Origin of the sequence: Rheinheimera tilapiae (genome assembly GCF_042432165.1) — a bacterium.
Taxonomy (GTDB): Bacteria; Pseudomonadota; Gammaproteobacteria; order Enterobacterales; family Alteromonadaceae; genus Pararheinheimera; species Pararheinheimera tilapiae.
In genome coordinates this window covers 460,122-477,501 of the sequence record NZ_JBHLXP010000003.1, presented here as the reverse complement: position 1 = coordinate 477,501, position 17,380 = coordinate 460,122, and the positions used below count along the sequence as shown (strand labels likewise).

The following is a 17,380-nucleotide window of genomic DNA, read 5'->3' as shown; positions in this document are numbered from 1 at the left end:
GTTAGCGCTGAGCCTTGCAGGGGTTCAATCGGTAGTGATTAATCATGCCTGGCTTGGTGAAAAAATCGAAGCGCAGCTTGGTGATGGCCGGCAGTTTGGCCTTGATATAGTTTATTCGCCAGAGGGGGAAACCGGTCTGGAAACGGCAGGTGGGATCCGCTTGGCGTTACCGCTGCTGGGTGATTCGCCGTTTCTGGTGGTGAATGGCGATGTATTGACTGATTTCCCATTTAGCCGACTGCTGCATGCGTTAGCGCCGGATAAAATGGCGCATCTGGTGCTGGTGCCCAATCCGCCACAGCATCCGCAAGGCGACTTTGCGCTGCAGCAAGATGACGCCTGCGTCGACGGTCCGGTTAAATATACTTTTAGTGGCATTGCGCTGTATCGGCCAGAGTTTTTCCATGATGTACCACCGGGTGCACAAAAACTGGCGCCGTTTTTACGGGCTGCGATGCAGCGTGGCGAGATCACCGCCGAGTTGTATCAGGGGTATTGGGCCGACATTGGCACGCCGCAACGTCTGGCAGACGCTGACATTCTTTTTCGCAGTAAGAGCTGAACAGGAGCCGAATTATGTGGGGTAAGTTACTGGGCGGATTGTTTGGCCTGGCGATGTTTAAAATTCCGGGCCTGATTGCTGGCGTTTTTATCGGCCATTGGTTTGATCGCAGTATGCGACAGCAGTTTGAGCAAGCCGGTGGATTCGCCGGTTTCAAACGCGATCAAAGCGAAGCGCAGGGCTTGTTTATGTTCAGCACTTTCGCGGTGATGGGGCATCTGGCAAAAGCCGATGGTGTCGTCACAACGGCGCACATCGACAAAGCTGTGGCGTTTATGCAGCAGCTGGGGCTAGGGCCACAACAACAGCAGGAAGCGCAGCGGGCTTTTCGTGAAGGCAAAGACAGCCAGTTTCCACTGCAACAGCAGCTGCAATCTTTGCGACAGGCATACCGCTGGCGACCTGATTTGCTGCAGATGTTTCTGGAGATCCAGATTTCAGTAGCGTATGTCGATGGCCGGCTCAGTGATGTCGAGCTGAAGTTATTGCAGCAAGTTGCTGCAGCACTGTCGATCTCGAATACCCGTCTGCAATATCTACTCGGGCGGTACGAAGCCGAATCGCGTTTTTCACGTCGGCCAACTCAGCAAGCGCCTGCCGCAGATGCACTGGCAGATGCCTATCAATTATTGGGTGTTGCGTCGGACTGCAGTGAGACTGAACTGAAAAAAGCCTATAAAAAACAGATGTCACAGCATCATCCGGACAAACTGATGTCGCAGGGCCTGCCAAAAGAAATGCTGGAGCTGGCCAATCAGAAAACTCAGCAAATCCAGGCAGCATACGAACTGTTAAAACAACATCGCAGCTGAGCGTGGCCCGCTCAGCTTTTGTAATAAAACATAAAATATACCGCGCCCAGCAGGCAAACTCCGGCGTAAACATAGTTCAGCTTAAACGGCTCTTTCATATACAACACGGCGAACGGGATAAATACCGCCAGTGTGATCACTTCCTGCAGAATTTTTAACTGCGCCAGACTCAGCACCTGCGAACCAATGCGGTTCGCCGGCACCATCAGCATGTACTCAAAAAACGCGATGCCCCAAGACACCAGAATCGCGGTCAGTAATGCCGATGATTTCAGGTGTTTCAGATGGCCGTACCAGGCAAATGTCATAAAGATATTGCTCAGAACCAGCAAGCCGATAGTAGATAGAACCGGAGACATTCGAATTCCTTTGGTGGCTGAATTTTTCTCAGTTTATCGAGTGGGAGGACAATTTGCATTTTGCATTTGCTGAACCACCGTTTCGGTGACAGGCGATGCTTGTGTTGTATGGATTCAAGGCAACGATCAGCAAGAATTAGGATGCTGTGTGCCAGAATCTGCCAGCAAATAAAGCGTTTTGAAAATAGTTAGCTGACATCTGTTAATAGCCGATGTAACGCAGCCAACCGAGGATCTCCCCGCCGAGCCAGGGGTGGTCTTGTTCCACTGAACCCGGTAACAGTCTTTGTCGGTATATTTCTTTGATGTGTTTGCGTACCAACTGCAACCGGAGTGCACCACTGTTGCGGGCAAAACCATTGTCGGTTTGTGGCAACAAATCCAGTGTGGGCACTTTGTGCTGACTGATCGCCTCCGCAACTTGTTCATTTAACGCCACGTCCTGCATCGCGGCACCGATTAAAACTAATGCCTGTGGCGGACTGAGTTCTTCATTTTTGTACAAATTGTTCAACAAGGCGCCGCTGTGACCGAGGCCGATCACGACGATAGTGCCGGGTTTAGATTCGGCCTCCTGCATCACCACTTTGAGTCGTTCCAGCAGTTGTAGCTGGTAAGCCTGCAGATTTTCCATGCTGGATTCAGTGACGCCTGGCGGTACCATCATCGCCAGGGTATTCCAGCCATAATCAATCAGATAATTTCTAAGGTACTCAACAGCCCTTGGACTGGCGGCATGTTGTGACCAGTCAGGGACTAAAATTACAGTACCTTTGACAAAAGGTGTCATCGCTGTGCGCTGTAAGGTTAGAAATGATTGTTGGGGTGATTTCAGTGCATTAATTTGTGCGGTGGCAACCTGACGTTGTAAATCTGCGGCGGTTTGTTGTTCGTCCCATAAAGCGGCCTCTGCTTTTAGCAGAAATGGCACGCATAACAGCAGGGAACTAATGGAAAAACAGGAGAAGGATCGCAACATCGGAAATTCCGCCAGACTGGAGATTAATGTCAGTATCGGCCACATTTCGCCGCGCTGTAGTCCTGGCAGAAAAAACAAAGCCACCCGAAGGTGGCTTTGTCAGAAGTAAAACGAATTAACGTTGTACGGCTTCTTTCACAGATGCAGTCACAGTCGCTTCGATACGACGGTTGATAGCATGAGCGGCTTTAGAGCTGCCTGCAGCTTTTGGTTTGGTGATACCGTAACCAACTGCTTTCACGCGGCTGCGTTCGATACCGTAGTTGCTGACCAGAACGTCTGCAATGGCGTCAGCGCGACGTTGTGACAGAGCCAGGTTGTAAGCTGGAGTACCAACGTTAGACGCGTGACCACCGATTTCTACGTCAGTGTTCGGGAAGCGTTTCAGGAAGGTTGCCAGTTTTTCGATATCCGCATGATACTGTTCTTTCACGACAGAAGAGTCGTTATCAAATTGAGCGTTCAGAGCAATGCTAACTGAGTTTTCAGTGAAGATTGAACAACCAACAGTGTCTACTTTGTCAGTGATTGGTGTGTTAGCACATTGATCTTTATCGTCAGTTACACCGTCCTGATCCGCATCACCAATTACTGGTGCTGCTACTGGAGCTGGTTCTGGCGCCGGAGCCGGTTCTGCAGCTGGAGCGGCACCGAAGTTGTAGGTCAGACCTACTTTCACGCCATGATCGCCAAATGCTTTGCTGATACCTTGATAACGGTTTGCTTCAACGAATAAAGCAACTTCGTCAGTAACGAACATGTTCACACCCATACCGATGTTGGCAGCAGACGCTGAACGGCCAGTGGTGTAGTTTTTGATACCACCCACGAAGTACAGCGGCAGGCTGTCAACGTGGTAAACCAGGTCCATACCGACGCGGTTGCCTTTGATATCGGCGTCAGAGAATTCTGATTCCAGATCCTGGCGAACATATTCTGCGCGGATGCCCCAGCTTTCGCTGATACGGTAACCGATGTTCAGGCCAGTGCCGTTGCCGTTGTTCTGACCTTTCCAGTCTAATGATTTAGTTTTGTCGTTGTCCGGTGCATAGTGCTCCCAGAACACAGAACCGTAAACCCGATCTTGTAATTCAGCAGCGGTTGGTGCGGCTGATGCTACAGCTGTCATCAGGGGTAAAGCTGCCAGAACGGCAATTGCGCTAGTTTTCAGTTTCATCCATATCTCCTTAGGGGTTTTTCCAACGCGCTAATTTTATTTGATTTGTTTAGATTAAACAAATTTACTGTTGTTTTGCTGAACAAAAACATTTCTGTGTTGTCAGCGCAACACGCGTTGGCGGGGGTCATGCTAACCGCTGAAGATGAATCTGCGGTTAACACTTTGCTGCTTCTCGTTCAAAATGGGGCTGGTGATCGAAACTCCAGCCATTGGCCTGTCTGCGGATGCCGCAGCCCCAACATTGCTGCATGCAGCTGTAAACGTTCAGTTTTTTCGTCCGGCGCCGAGCCATAAAATTTGTCACCGCAAATCGGATGCCCCAGCCACTGCATATGTACCCGCAGTTGATGCGAGCGGCCAGTGACCGGCGTTAACCGCACGCGCGTGGCGTTCTCTTCATAGCCGATATTTTCAAATAAAGTTTGGGCTGGTTTGCCCCGGCTGAAGCAAACCATTTGTTTCGGCCGGTTTGGCCAGTCACAAATCAACGGCAGGTCAATAGCACCGGCCTGCGACTGCAACCGGCCTTCCAGTCTGGCAATGTAATGTTTCTGCGTTTGCCGGCGCTCAAACTGCCAGTTCAGCTCGCGTTGAGCATCCAGAGTCAGCGCCATCACTAACAAGCCGGATGTAGCCATATCCAGACGATGCACGGTGCGCGCTGTCGGGAATACCCGTTGCACGCGCAATTGCAAGCTATCCTGATGTTCCAACGCTTTGCCTGGAACAGACAACAAACCGCTTGGTTTATTCAGTACCAGCAGCGCTTCATCCTGATACAGGATGTCCAGATACGGCGATTGCGGCGGCCGGTACTCCAGTAACATGTCGGTATGGCCTAATCGTGGCTGACGACGATGACACGGATCGCATCAAAGCGCAGACGAGCTTTACCGATGTACTGATCCAGCTGTTGTTGTTTATCCGCCAGGTGAGCAATTTCTTCCGGCCTCACCAGCGGGTTGATTTTTGCCAGCGCCTGCAACCGGTCTTGTTGTGCCTGCAATTGGCTATGCATATTGCGCAAAGCTTCCTGCTGTAGTTGTTTTAACTGCACATCGGCATAGGCTTCTGCTTTGGCCAACAATGGGTGAATCGTGCTTTGCAGCGCGCCGACCAGTTTACTGGCGGTTTGGCGACCGACCGGTTTGAGCTGACGGTTGAAGTTGTCAAACGGCACATTCGGCGCCAGATTCTTGCCGGTTTTTTCCAGCAACAACCGAATTGGTGTGGGTGGCAGATAACGACCCAGTTGCAGTTCCGCCGGTGCAGAGGCTTCGACCAGATAAATACATTCGACAAAAAATGTCGCTGCCGGAAGTTGTTTGTTATGCAGTAATGCGGCCGCGCTGTTGCCCATCGTGTCTTGTGTGACGATATCCAAAGTGCCCTGAACCATCGGGTGATCCCAGCTCAGGAACTGAATATCTTCCTGCGCCAGTGCTGTGGCGCGGTCAAAGGTGACGGTAATGCCATCTTCGTCCAGCATTGGATAATGGCCTTGCAGATGTTCTGACGGAGTCAGCACAATGCTGGTGTCACTGCGGTCATCTTGCTGAACACCGAGCAAGTCCCAGGCTTTAAGCATATACAGCGGCAAAATAGTCGCGTCGTCCTGTAAGCGGACTTGTTCCACTAACTGTTGCGCTTGGCCACGGCCACTGGAATTCAGTTCCAGCAGCTGATCCCGGCCTTGCTCCAGCTGTTGTTTCAGCTGGCTGTTCAGCGCGCGGCTGTCGGCGAGCACTGCGCTGACTGCAGTCTGATCCGGCGCGGACTGCGCCAGCAACGGTAGCAGTCGTTCGCGCATCTGTTGATAGACAGCGCCACCGGTCTGACAGGTTGCATCAAATGCCTGTAACCCCTGATGATACCAGTCCAGCAACACTTGCTGTGGTTGGTCGATAAAATACGGCAGATGGATTTGGATATCCTGCGTCTGACCGATCCGATCCAGCCGGCCGATGCGTTGTTCCAGCAAATCCGGATTCAGCGGCAGGTCAAACAACACTAAGTGATGCGCAAACTGGAAGTTGCGGCCTTCGGAGCCGATTTCCGAGCAAATCAGCGCCTGCGCACTTTGATCGTCCTGCGCAAAATATGCAGCCGCTTTATCGCGGTCAAAAATCGACATGCCTTCGTGGAATACTGCAGCGCGGATGCCTTCTTTCACCCGCATCGCTTCTTCCAGCGCAATAGCGGTGTCGGCATGGGCGCAGATGACGAGAAATTTCTTGTATTTGTGTTGTTTAATCAGTGCAATCACTGCTTCAACGCGCGGATCAAACTGCCACCAACTGGTTTTACTGCCTTCAAATTCCTGATAAATCCGCTCGGGGAACAATAGCGTTTTCGCTTTGAATTCATCGGTTTGGTTGGCCATAAAACTGAGCTGCACTTTGATGGCGTTCTGATACTGTTCCGGCAGCGGTAAGCCGATGAACTGTGGCTGACGCTGCGGGAAACCGGCAATAGCAGCACGAGTGTTGCGAAACAGAATGCGGCCGGTGCCATGGTGGTCCAGTAACAGGCTCAACAGTGCATCGATGGCGGCATCGCGCTCGCTGCCAGTATCAGCAGACTTCAGCAGCGACAGGTGCGCACTGATATCGGTTTCCTGTAACAACTGTTGCAGCTGTGCCGCAGTGTCACCCGATAATGGCACTTCTTGTTGCAGCGCACGCGCCAGTGTCGCGATCGCCTTATATTGCTGTTCCTCTGCGACAAAAGCCGGGTAATCATAAAAGCGGTTGGGGTCGAGCAGGCGTAGCCTGGCAAAATGACTCTGATGACCCAACTGATCCGGCGTTGCCGTCAGCAGAATGACGCCCGGTGTGTCTTGTGCCAGCGTTTCAATCCGCTGATATTCGGTGCTCGCGGCTGCTTCACTCCAGGTCAGGTGGTGCGCTTCGTCAACCACCAGCAAATCCCAGTGTGTTTCTGCGGCTGCTTCAAAGGCGGCTTTTTTCCGCGTTAGGAAGTCGAGGCTCAACAGCACCAGCTGTTCGGTTTCAAATGGATTACCACCGTCAGCGGTGGCTTCGGTCAGGCGTTCGTCGTCAAAAATGGCAAACTTCAGGTTAAAGCGGCGCAGCATTTCGACCAGCCACTGATGTTGCAGCGATTCAGGTACGACAATTAACACGCGGCTGGCAAGTCCAGACAGCAGTTGCTGATGGATGATGAGACCTGCTTCGATCGTTTTCCCCAGGCCCACTTCGTCTGACAATAACACCCGTGGCGCATGACGCTGTGATACTTCATTGGCGATGTGCAGTTGATGCGGGATAAGGCTTAAACGGCCGCCAACCAGACCGCGCTGCGGATTTTGTTGCTGCTGATGAAGATGTTGCCAGCTGTGGTAACGCAGCGTGAACCAGTCAAAGCGGTCAATCTGACCGGTAAACAAGCGGTCCTGTGGTGAACTGAAACTGATGAAATGGTCGAGAAAAGTTTCGCGCAAACTAACCGTTTCACCAGTGTCGGTGCGCTCGCCATGGTAAACCAGCGTCTGATTCACTTCTTCAATCCGTTCAATGACGAGACTGAATTCTTGTGCACTTTTCACCGTATCACCCGGATTAAACTGCACCCGCGTCAGCGGCGCTTCGCTCATGGCATACAGCCTGGTTTCGCCACTGGCGGGGAACAACATGGTCACCATCCGGCCATCAATACCGACTACGGTGCCTAAACCTAAGTCCGATTCCGCGTCGCTGATCCAGCGTTGTCCAAGGGCAAATTTCATCATTATCCGGGTCACTCTGCAAAGGGGGCGCTATGGTACTGAAAATCCGGCCAAACTGCATCCGCCTTGCCGGGAATTTTTCTACACCGTCTGAGTCACAAATGAAAAGCTTTGTATCGTCACGAGATTGTCATCCGGTACAAGGATTCTTGTTCTAAATTACATAAGAACCCGCCGGGTTTTTTCATCCGCTGCTAAGGAGCTGCATATGGCGCGAAGAAGAAGTAAAGACATAAAAATCTACGTCCTCGATACCAATATCCTGCTGCATGAACCCTTCGCCTTCTTAAATTTTCAGGAACATGACGTGGTCATCCCGATGACTGTGTTAGAAGAATTAGACCATATCAAAGACAAACACAAAGATGTCAGTCGCGAAGCTCGTGTGGCGATCCGCGCACTGGAGGACGTGCTGAAGGATGCAACCCCGGAGCAAATGCTGCAGGGCGTGAAATTACCGCAACATACCGACGATAAAGCCAGTGGTCATTTATTTATCGTCAATGACCATCACATCAGCGATCAAATCCCCGGCTTGCCGGGCGGTGAAAACGACCACCTGATTATCAACACGGCGCTGTTTTTACAGCGTGAAAAAGCCCCGGTCAAAGTGATTCTGGTAACCAAAGACATCAATATGCGCCTAAAAGCCAAAGGCGCCGGCTTAAAACTGGTCGAAGACTATCGCACTGACCAGCTGATCGATGACGTACGGTTTTTATATAAAGGTTATTTTAAATTTGCCGGCGATTTCTGGAGTCAGGTTAAAGATTGCCGTAGTGAAAATGAAGGCCGCGACACCTACCACTATTTACCCCGCACTTTATTGCCTAATGCTTACCTCAATGAATATCTGGTCGATGAGCATGAAACCTTTGCTGGCCGTGTGGTCTCGATTAACGATCAACAAATTAAAGTGTTGGATCTGGGGTTTGAGCGGATGATGCATCGCCATGCCTGGGGTATTCATCCGAAAAACATTTACCAGGCGATGGCACTGAATGCGTTGCTGGACCCGGATATGGATCTGGTGATTCTGACCGGCCCGGCGGGTTGTGGCAAAACTCTGCTGGCATTGGCCGCAGCGCTGGAGCTGGTGATTGAACGTGGCATGTACGACAAAGTTATCGTGACGCGAAATACCCCGGAAATTGCTGAATCGATAGGCTTTTTACCAGGTACTGAAGAAGAGAAAATGGCACCTTGGCTGGCAGCAATCACCGACTCGCTGGAGGTACTGCATAAAACCGACGAGCATCCACATTCCAGCGTCAATTACATTATGGATAAGGCCAACATTCAGTTTAAGTCGGTAAATTTTATGCGCGGTCGCAGCATTCAGCACGCTATTGTATTGCTCGATGAATGTCAGAACCTGTCCGCAGCGCAGTTGAAAACCATCATCACTCGCTGTGGTGAAGGTACCAAACTGATTTGTTCCGGTAACCTATCGCAAATTGATAGTAACTATCTGACCGCAGTGACCTCGGGTCTGACTTATATCGTGGAGCGTTTTAAAAACTTCGAAGGCAGCACCACGATTAACCTCAATGGGGTGGTTCGCAGCCGGCTGGCTTCCTTTGCAGAGGCCAACCTGTAGCGGTTTTACAGTTGTTAACAGATTGACTTGCCGGCGTAATCCGTTAGGCTAGTCAATCTGTTCTGTCGTCAGCATTTTGCTGTCTGCTTCCAAGGATGCCGTCCCACCGTGAAACTGTTTTCCTGGTCCAGTTTATTTTTTCTGTTGTCACTCAGCTTCTTGTGGGGGTGCGGCTATTGGGTCTGGTTGCAGACGAATCAAAGCCAGCAAACGCAACTGTATAGCCAACTGAGCCTGCAACTGGAACGCAGCGAAGTCTTATTGGAAGACTGGCAACGGAACTACCGTTTACATCTGGATTATTTGCGGGCTGATTTAGTCGGTATGACACCGGCGACCACTGATAACGTCATTTATGATCCCTGGCAGGAACTGGACGACAAAATTCAGCACGCGCCGTGGCCGGATGCATTGCTGGGCTATGCGTTGCTGGATGAAGCGGGTCGCGCTGTCCGCCTCAGCAATAGTGTTGCCGGTCAGTTGTTTACCATTACCGCGACAGATTTCAGCAGCAATCATCAGTTCCTGACGCCAATGGTCTTACCCGCACAGTGGGTCGCCCCTGTTCACCTCGAACTGAATAATCAGCACTTGCTGTTCTGGTTCGACTTATCGGCACTGAAGCAAAATCTGCAAAAAGCCCAACAAGGCGGCGCCGGTGAAGTATTGTTGGTGTCTGCCGCGGCGCAGTTGGTATCGCCAAGCCGCTATCAACAAACTTTATTAGCGCGCTTTGGACAGACAGATCTGCGAGATGATCAGAGTCTGAAATTCCTGCTGAAACGGCCACCAGAAGACTTAACCCGCAGCAGTCAACGCTATGACGGCAGTATGGCCTGGCCAGCAACGCCACTGGCGCAACTGATGACCGCGAGTAAGCAAGGACAGACGCCTTTATTTGTGCCGAATTATCTTGGACGTCCCAGTGTCGCCAGCTGGCGGTGGTCAGACAGTTGGCAGGCATATCTGGTGGCAGAGCGCGATTTGCATAGCTTGCAACAGCAGCGCAAAACCTTGCGCCAGTATTTGCTGATGGGGTTGTCGGCGTTGAGCCTGATTTTGCTGTTGTTGTTTTGGCTGATCCAACGCGGCGTTCGACAGCAGGAGCAAGTCACGGTCTTCGGCGAGTCTGATTTGTTGACCTCGCCAGAGCCGCTGGTAACGGTGCCTGACACGGCATTGCCGGAACTGGCGTCCACGGCTGAGCCCGTAACGGTGATTAAACCCGTCGCCGTGGAATCATCACAACAACAAAACCAGTTAAAAATAGCCCAAACCTTATTACAGGCTTGGTTGACTCAGCCGGCGTCAGCACATAGCTTGCGGGAGGTTTCAGAGCTTTGGCTGCAGCAATGCGATACAGAGACGCAGGGCCCGATTTACTGCCAGCCAGGATTATTGCTGAGCCTGCAACTAACTCAATTACAGCAGCAGGTAGTCAAAGCATTGTTGCTGGAGCTGGCTCCGGATCTGCCGGCCTGGGTCAGCCTGGATGCCGTTGCGCTGCGAGAGGCACTCGATTGGGTGATACGTCTTCGACTTGCTCAGCACGATGTCAGTACCCTGATGGTTAAAGTTGTGCTGACGGAACCGCAGCGGTTGATGCTGGAGATCAGCGATGATGGCGATACCATTGCGCCCGGGCAATGGCTGACTTTGTTGCATCCGGGGCAGGATCAGACGCTTTGGCCGGCCGCGCTGCAACGACTGCAACATGCTGGCGGCCATTTGAGCGCGGCGCAGCAACAATTCAGCGGAAACAAGTTATTGCTAACTTTACCGTTACAGGTATTGGCAGAAGCACGTCCTGGCAGTGAATTGCAACTGATTGATGGCGCAGCATTATTATTATGTCCGGCCGGTGATGCGCAACAGCTGTACCGCCGCATGCTGAAACAAACCGGGTTGGCCCTGATGCCACTCGATGATGCAGCCCAATTCATGCAATGGTGCAGCGAGCAAAATGACGCGCGGCTCGATTACCTTATCCTGGATGAAGCATTTATCAATGCCGATCAGCAAATTGCGACACAAGTCTTTCAGGTGGTCCGGCGTTATTTCCCGCAGCTTGCGTTACTGGTGCTGGTGAGACAGCCTGACCAGTGGCAGGCATTGCAGCAGAGCTTTCAGCTGCGTTTGATTAGTAAGCCTGTTCTTTGTGGTTCGTTGCAACAAGCTTTGGTGGCAACCGAAGAGGCGGAATTTGGTCCTCTGCTACGACGTGTCTGGCTGGCACCGGCTAATGCTGTCGATGGCTGGGTGTTGCAACAAGTATTAAGCCAGTTGGGTTATCAGCCGATGACGCTGCTGCCAGAACAGACATTGCCGTATAATGAACTGTTGATGCTACCGCTAGAGAATTCGATGAAGTGGCAAGGCCAGCTGACACAGCAGCCATTGCTTTGGTACACAGCACAGCCAGTCGCGATTGATTCGCTGGAAGAGTCCCAGCTGGTATGGACCCAATCTCAGGGGCTGACCATGCTGAGTCAGCGTTTATTTCAACTTTCGGAAAGATTGATTACGGATGAAAATTAGTAACCCGCTGTTAAACGAACAAAAAAGAAACCGCCGCAATGGTTTGATCCTGATTCTGCTGCTGGCCGTTTGTATGGCGCTTCTGGATTATCTGATGGCGTTATCTGATCGGCTGGATTTACGGCAGTTGCAATTAAATGCGGCGACTAGTGATTTTGATCATCAGCTAATACCGCTGTTACATCTGGCGAAAGTGATGCAAACCGAAGCCAGCCAGGCGCTGCAGCAACCGAAGCCCGATGCTTCACTGCCAACAGGGCAATTAACCGCATTGCGCCCGGCAGAACAATCACAACAGGTACGGCCGCTGACTGCTGCCGAGACTGCTATGTTACAGCAGATGGAGCCCTGGTTTCTTCAGCAGTTACGCTCTACTCGGTATTTGCTCAACGTGTCCTACATTTCTGAGGGTTTGCAATGGTTTCACCTGACCGACGCGGATGCCAGCTCCATCGAGCTGGCCAATGTGGCGGTGCAACAAATCGCCGCGTTAGCCCACATGCAGCTCAATAGCAGTTCGGCCAATATGTTGGTGTTGGATGAACTGAAGCAACGGTATGCGCTGCATATTGCGGTCAAGCTGGATAAAAACGTGGTCGGGCACTTGTTGTTGGAAATCGATCTGTTAGCTATGTTGCAGCAGGTGAAGGTACCGCAGCATGGTGCCACGCTGATGCTGATGGATAAAGTCGGCAAAGTGTTGCTGGCGGTGCAGGATGGGCAGCTAGCCGACTCGACAACTTACAATGGTTCTGATCAAAATGACAGTTTGCAACAACTAGAGTTGTTACCATTTGCACTGCACATTCAGCCAGATGCAGTGCGTGATACCAGGGCCGAATTGATCCGCTTTGCGACTGAATTATTGCTGTATAGCATTCCACTGCTTGTGTTGTATTTTTATATGCTGTCACGCTTTAAACGCAAAGTGTTACGACCGTTTTCCCGTCTGTTGATCCACGTAGCACGGTTAGAGCGCGGCGATGTACAAGGCGTTCGTCATGTCCCGCTGGAGTGGGAGTCCGTGTTTAAACAGACCGAACAGCTCAGAGATCGAGGGTCGGAAAAGTTCGTTGACTGAACTGCTTGCTGCGTAAAGCGGCCTGAAATTCCGGGCTGATCTGCCCCAATTTTAATGGGGCAGGTCCTGTCGGATCGATCAGTAATAAAGATGCATCTGCAAAATCAATAACTTGCTCTGTATCCGTTGCCGGAACTTGCGCGGCGATGATGGCATGGTTGGGAAGGTAAATGATTTTGATCATCAGTGTTGGAAAAATCAGCCGCATCACGGTCGCCCACAACACTGCTTTGCTGTCACAGTCACCGTTGTGGTCGAAAATTAACTGCACCGGTGGTGCATAGCCTTTGCCATTGGATTCGATGCGATTATCCAGATCACGGTAAGGGATTTGCTGGATCCACAAGGTCAGCCGAGCGGCGATTTGGCGAATATTTTTTTTGCCATAGTTACTGATAAATGCATCAGCCACTGGTTGCAGCTGCCCCAGCGCATCCTGCATAAACCGCAGATGGTCGGGGATCACGCCTTTTCCTTTAACCGGGTCGTCCAGCAAAAAATAATAACCTTGTGCCAGATACTGATCTAACGCTGATTTTTGTAACGAACGCAGGGTTGCTGCAACTGTCTTGGCTTTGGTGCTGTCATCGGCCTGAACGGTGAATTGCAGCGGCAGGTTTGGCGGTGAGAACTGGATCCGCACACCTTGTTGCTGCAAAGACGCGGCTTGGCGCATTAACGCATGCCGGACCGCCTGCTCAGCCATGTGAGGGGTATAACGTTTCATACCACGGTATTGGTTGAGCAGTTTATTGTCGAGACGAAATACCAACGCCGGTTCTGGAGGCAACTGGTAGCTAAACTCGGTTTGCTGCCCTGCAGCTGCGCGTTGTAACAGCATTTGTGCTGACGCTGTGCTGCAGCTTAGCAGCAATAACGTACATAGAACTCGCTTCAAGACATCAGCTTCCGCCGCTTCAGGTACAACCAGCTTAATGCTACCGGCCAGAAAAAGCCAAGACTGCCACCAGAAGATTCATGCACTATCACACTGACAGGTGTATCCGCCGGACCATCTTCCAACGCCAGATTATTCAGTGCTGCGGCTTCATAACCAGAGATTTCGGCAAGTTTTGCGCCACTGCGCGCGTCACGCAGTTCAATTTTCAGTTTGTAATAATCGCGTGGTAAATCACGCATATCGACTTCGATGGCAAACCAGTCAGTGCGGCTGCTGCCATACAAAGTAAAGATACTGCTGGTGTGGAAGATCCGGTTCAGACCCGGGCCAATCAGGCTGTAAACGGCATAAACCGGTTGTTCGGTATACTGCGTATGTGCGTCAAAACGAATGTAGATCTGTGTGTAAAAACGGTCGCCATCGCGATCGTGTCGCAGCGTTAAATCAACAGAATCAAACCAGCTGCTGCTACTGAAATCCTGGTTCAGCAAGATAGCCGAGGGGGCGGTACTCGCATCAGTGTTGGCGGCCGCTACACTGGCGTCAGCGTGGATCTCACGGGTTGGCAAAGTCTGTTCTGTAGGGTCGGCGTGCAGACCGTAGCTGGCTAATAAAAGTAAACAGGCGGTCAGTTGGGTTTTCATAGGCGATTCTCCGGTGGCTTTGGTATGATCCTCGTCTCTATGCTCTGAATCTTGGCTGAATCCCTCAGCACTTGTTTTATTTGAGTTAAAAAGCTGAATAATTTATGAAATTGATCCGACGTATCACCGTGACCGAACCAGGGCAGGCCATCGACTTGCTGGTCAGAAGCTGCCCTGAATTGTCCAAAGGCCGGCTGAAAGACGCTATGAATAAAGGTGCCGTGCAACTGGTACAGGGCAAGCAGCATAAGCGGCTACGCCGGGCGCAGGCTGAAGTCGTGGCCGGTAATGTGCTGGAATTGCATTACGATGACGATATCCTGCAACGCCAGGCCAATGCGCCGGTGCTGCTGGCGGATGAACGCGGTTACAGCGTCTGGTTCAAGCCGGCGGGCCTGTTATCACAAGGCAATGAATGGGGTGATCATCTGGCCTTACTGCGGCAGGCCGAACAACATTTTACCCCACTGCGGCCGGTATTTTTGTTGCACCGGCTCGACCGGGAAGCCAGTGGTCTGGTGCTGATTGCCCACCATAAAGCGATGGCTGCGACGTTAAGTCAGCTGATCCAGCAGCATAAGATCGAAAAAACCTACCGCATCACTGTTTCTGGTGTACCTGACGCCGCATTGCAAGCGCAAGGCGAAATCACGTTGCCACTAGATGGTAAGGCGTGTTGTACCCGTTTTCGCCTGGTACAAGTTCTGCAACAGCCAAGTCGCGCAGTGTTGGAAATCGACCTGATTAGTGGTCGCAAGCATCAAATCCGTCGTCATTTTGCGGCGATTGGTCATCCGGTAATGGGTGATCCTCAGTACGGCAATGGTAATCAGGATCCGGCAGGTATGGCGTTGCAGGCGACGCGGCTTGCTTTTGAATTGCCAGGCAAAGGCTTGCGACAACATGAACTACCGCCGGAGTTACGGCGGTAGAGCACCGGGAAAATACGTAGATGACTTCGCTTTTCCGACTGCAGCGCTGTTTACTGTTTAAACCGGTTGGTGCGCCAGAGGTTGGCAGCGTAGTTGCAGCAGACCCAGCGCCAGTGCATTGTTGATGTCCTGGCGCACATTCTCCGCTTGCCAGCTACACGGCACTTGTTGGCTCGCACTGAGTTCAAAATGCAACAACTCGCCGGCATTGGCTTGTTGTTGCTGCCAGCTATACCACACCAGTTCACGTAAGCCATTGATATCCTGTTCCTGCCAGTCTTGACCCAACAAAGCAGTCAGTTGGCCTTGCCAGATACGGAACGCGGGCTGGCCGGGAAGTTGTTGTTGGATGCTAGATAATCCCAGCCAGAGCCGCTGTTGCCAGGCCGCATCAGGTTGGCTGACAGATAACCACAACACATCGGTATGCACAGTGCTGTCGATCAGTTTTTCACAGGCCAGTTGTTCCAGCAAATTCCGCATGGATTGTCGCAGCAGATGTTCACCAGCCACCAGTTTAAATTCACTGATGTGCTGTAATTGCACTGCGATGAGGCATATTGACGGGTCACGAAGTTGATCCTTGCGTAGTTGCCGGCTGAATGCAGTCCAGCTTTTGACCCAGACTTGCCCGGTATTAGCCGTCTTTGGTTTAAGACTCCGGCGAATGGCAAAAAACAGCACGCCCAGCCAGCTGACAATCACTGTTGCCAGCAGACTCCACAGCCAATATTGCTGCACAGTATTTTGTGCCGACAGTGAGGCCATTTGTTGCTGCAGTTTTAACCCTTTGGCCAGTTGGTCCAGTCGTTGCTGCTGCTGATCAGCCTGTAATTCAAAACGGGCCTTATTCGCCGACAATGCCGTCTGATAGGCCGCTTGCCATTGACCTGAGTTGGCATGGATCCGTGACAACACATCCCAGTACTTATGTTGTAAAAATACTGGCAATGTATCGACCTGCAGATCTGCCGGTAGATAAGCGCGGGCCTTTTCCAGCTGCTGTTGTTGCAGCGCCACTTCAGTCAGGGTAATGCTGGTTTCATGCTGCATACTGCGATTGCCCAGTTGCTGAAACAACTGAGCGGCTTTGAGCAGTTGCTGTTCTGCAGCCTCTGGTTGATGGCGGGCGAGCGATAACTGTGCTTCAGAAAATGACAGTTGTGCCGTGAGATAGGGATCTTTCAGCTGTTGTAGCAGAGCACGAGCTTTTTGTAGGACAGCTTCGGCGCGGGCCAAATCGCCCGCTGACAACCAGACATCGATTTGCGTCAGCAATACAGTAACCAGCTGAGTGCGTCGATCCGGCATCTGTAGGAACTGCTCAGCCTGATGCAGGTGATCAGCTGCCAGCTGATATAATTCCAGTTTGTCGTACGCCATGCCAAGACGAAGATGGATCGAGCCGAGTGAGGCCTGATCATCAGATTGCTGTGCTAATTCCAGGGCACGGCTCAAATGCTGCTGCGCCATACTGAAGTTGTTTTGTTGCAGCGCCAGCCGTCCGGCGATCAACCGGCTTTGTAGTTCAGCCTTAGGTAACTTGTGCTCAGTGGCAATCGCGACACTGAGTTCAGCATATTTCAGTGCCGAAGTGATGTCGCCACGCTGGTTGTAACCTTGAGCAAAACTTTCATAGATGCTGGTTTGTAATGCAGGTTTATTGTTTTCGTGATAGCTCTGCAGCGCTTTTTCCGCTTGCTTCAGCACTTTGATAGCAGTTTTACTGTCGCGAAACATGATGCCGTAAACCAGCGCTTTATGTTGCAAAGCTTCTATTTGCAAAGACGGCGTTAACCCCAGATCAAGCGCTTTATCTACGGCGGATAAAGCCCCATCTTTGTTGTGCAGTTTCATATAACCGTGGCTGAGCAACAGCCACTGTTCTGCGCTGGGAGCGGCCAGGGTACTGAGCTGGTTGATGGCTTTGTCTGGATCGGCTTCAACTTTTTTTCGCTCGGCCTGAAAATCAGCGGCTGCCGCGGTATTGAACCAGCAAAAGGCAATGAAAAAGCACAACAGACGCATAGCAGCTCCGCAAAAG

The 17,380-nt window shown here is 51.6% G+C and carries 14 protein-coding genes; 6 read left to right on the top strand and 8 right to left on the bottom strand.

Features of this window, described 5'->3' with window-relative positions:
• Positions 1–562: nucleotidyltransferase family protein (locus ACFFJP_RS13030; RefSeq protein WP_377244647.1), on the top strand; the 562-nt coding region annotated here is incomplete at its 5' end.
• Positions 563–576: 14 nt separating this feature from the next.
• A complete protein-coding gene (gene djlA / locus ACFFJP_RS13025; RefSeq protein ID WP_377244644.1) occupies positions 577–1,374 on the top strand; it encodes a co-chaperone DjlA in 798 nt (265 codons plus the stop codon).
• A gap of 11 nt (positions 1,375–1,385) precedes the next feature.
• Here the strand turns inward: djlA and ACFFJP_RS13020 are convergent, their stop codons facing one another.
• From ACFFJP_RS13020 to rapA, 5 genes are all read right to left on the bottom strand, one after another.
• Complete coding sequence (locus ACFFJP_RS13020; RefSeq protein WP_377244641.1) at positions 1,386–1,733, bottom strand: DMT family protein; 348 nt, start codon at positions 1,731–1,733, stop codon at positions 1,386–1,388.
• Positions 1,734–1,935: 202 nt separating this feature from the next.
• On the bottom strand, positions 1,936–2,712 hold the full coding sequence (locus ACFFJP_RS13015) for a DUF3530 family protein (protein WP_377244638.1): 777 nt from the start codon (positions 2,710–2,712) through the stop codon (positions 1,936–1,938).
• A gap of 115 nt (positions 2,713–2,827) precedes the next feature.
• Positions 2,828–3,889: an OmpA family protein gene (locus ACFFJP_RS13010; RefSeq protein WP_377244635.1), complete on the bottom strand. Its 1,062-nt coding sequence runs from the start codon at positions 3,887–3,889 to the stop codon at positions 2,828–2,830.
• Between the two features lie 179 nt (positions 3,890–4,068).
• A complete protein-coding gene (gene rluA, locus ACFFJP_RS13005; RefSeq protein WP_377244632.1) occupies positions 4,069–4,719 on the bottom strand; it encodes a bifunctional tRNA pseudouridine(32) synthase/23S rRNA pseudouridine(746) synthase RluA in 651 nt (216 codons plus the stop codon).
• Positions 4,720–4,730: 11 nt separating this feature from the next.
• A complete protein-coding gene (rapA, locus tag ACFFJP_RS13000; RefSeq protein WP_377244629.1) occupies positions 4,731–7,643 on the bottom strand; it encodes an RNA polymerase-associated protein RapA in 2,913 nt (970 codons plus the stop codon).
• 205 nt (positions 7,644–7,848) lie between these two features.
• Here rapA and ACFFJP_RS12995 point away from each other — a divergent pair, with 205 nt between their 5' ends.
• From ACFFJP_RS12995 to ACFFJP_RS12985, 3 genes are all read left to right on the top strand, one after another.
• Positions 7,849–9,240, top strand: a complete 1,392-nt coding sequence (locus tag ACFFJP_RS12995) for a PhoH family protein (protein ID WP_377244626.1) — start codon at positions 7,849–7,851, stop codon at positions 9,238–9,240.
• 108 nt (positions 9,241–9,348) lie between these two features.
• Complete coding sequence (locus ACFFJP_RS12990) at positions 9,349–11,778, top strand: hypothetical protein (protein WP_377244623.1); 2,430 nt, start codon at positions 9,349–9,351, stop codon at positions 11,776–11,778.
• Positions 11,768–12,859, top strand: a complete 1,092-nt coding sequence (locus ACFFJP_RS12985; RefSeq protein WP_377244620.1) for a hypothetical protein — start codon at positions 11,768–11,770, stop codon at positions 12,857–12,859. Before ACFFJP_RS12990 ends, ACFFJP_RS12985 begins: the two co-directional genes overlap by 11 nt.
• Here ACFFJP_RS12985 and ACFFJP_RS12980 read toward each other — a convergent pair.
• Positions 12,825–13,757 (bottom strand): hypothetical protein, encoded by a 933-nt coding sequence (locus ACFFJP_RS12980; RefSeq protein ID WP_377244617.1) that lies wholly within the window; start codon positions 13,755–13,757, stop codon positions 12,825–12,827. The two genes, ACFFJP_RS12985 and ACFFJP_RS12980, sit on opposite strands and share 35 nt — an antisense overlap.
• Positions 13,754–14,404, bottom strand: coding sequence for a choice-of-anchor H family protein (locus ACFFJP_RS12975; protein WP_377244614.1), 651 nt, complete (start codon positions 14,402–14,404; stop codon positions 13,754–13,756). The genes ACFFJP_RS12980 and ACFFJP_RS12975 overlap by 4 nt, the downstream gene beginning before the upstream one ends.
• A gap of 104 nt (positions 14,405–14,508) precedes the next feature.
• On the opposite strand from ACFFJP_RS12975, the gene ACFFJP_RS12970 reads away from it, so the two are divergent.
• The gene (locus ACFFJP_RS12970; protein WP_377244611.1) at positions 14,509–15,336 is read left to right on the top strand and encodes an RluA family pseudouridine synthase; all 828 of its coding nucleotides are present in this window, start codon (positions 14,509–14,511) and stop codon (positions 15,334–15,336) included.
• Positions 15,337–15,393: 57 nt separating this feature from the next.
• Here ACFFJP_RS12970 and ACFFJP_RS12965 read toward each other — a convergent pair whose 3' ends face one another.
• Positions 15,394–17,364, bottom strand: coding sequence for an ATP-binding protein (locus ACFFJP_RS12965; protein ID WP_377244608.1), 1,971 nt, complete (start codon positions 17,362–17,364; stop codon positions 15,394–15,396).
• Positions 17,365–17,380: the final 16 nt, after the last annotated feature.

What these genes read in the sequence shown, in the direction of transcription:
- rapA (WP_377244629.1), bottom strand. Translation starts at nt 7,643, where the DNA reads ATGATGAAATTTGCCCTTGGACAACGCTGGATCAGCGACGCGGAATCG.
- ACFFJP_RS12970 (WP_377244611.1), top strand. Translation starts at nt 14,509, where the DNA reads ATGAAATTGATCCGACGTATCACCGTGACCGAACCAGGGCAGGCCATC.
- rluA (WP_377244632.1), bottom strand. Translation starts at nt 4,719, where the DNA reads ATGTTACTGGAGTACCGGCCGCCGCAATCGCCGTATCTGGACATCCTG.
- ACFFJP_RS12975 (WP_377244614.1), bottom strand. Translation starts at nt 14,404, where the DNA reads ATGAAAACCCAACTGACCGCCTGTTTACTTTTATTAGCCAGCTACGGT.
- ACFFJP_RS13015 (WP_377244638.1), bottom strand. Translation starts at nt 2,712, where the DNA reads ATGTTGCGATCCTTCTCCTGTTTTTCCATTAGTTCCCTGCTGTTATGC.
- ACFFJP_RS13020 (WP_377244641.1), bottom strand. Translation starts at nt 1,733, where the DNA reads ATGTCTCCGGTTCTATCTACTATCGGCTTGCTGGTTCTGAGCAATATC.
- ACFFJP_RS12995 (WP_377244626.1), top strand. Translation starts at nt 7,849, where the DNA reads ATGGCGCGAAGAAGAAGTAAAGACATAAAAATCTACGTCCTCGATACC.
- ACFFJP_RS12965 (WP_377244608.1), bottom strand. Translation starts at nt 17,364, where the DNA reads ATGCGTCTGTTGTGCTTTTTCATTGCCTTTTGCTGGTTCAATACCGCG.
- ACFFJP_RS12985 (WP_377244620.1), top strand. Translation starts at nt 11,768, where the DNA reads ATGAAAATTAGTAACCCGCTGTTAAACGAACAAAAAAGAAACCGCCGC.
- ACFFJP_RS13010 (WP_377244635.1), bottom strand. Translation starts at nt 3,889, where the DNA reads ATGAAACTGAAAACTAGCGCAATTGCCGTTCTGGCAGCTTTACCCCTG.
- djlA (WP_377244644.1), top strand. Translation starts at nt 577, where the DNA reads ATGTGGGGTAAGTTACTGGGCGGATTGTTTGGCCTGGCGATGTTTAAA.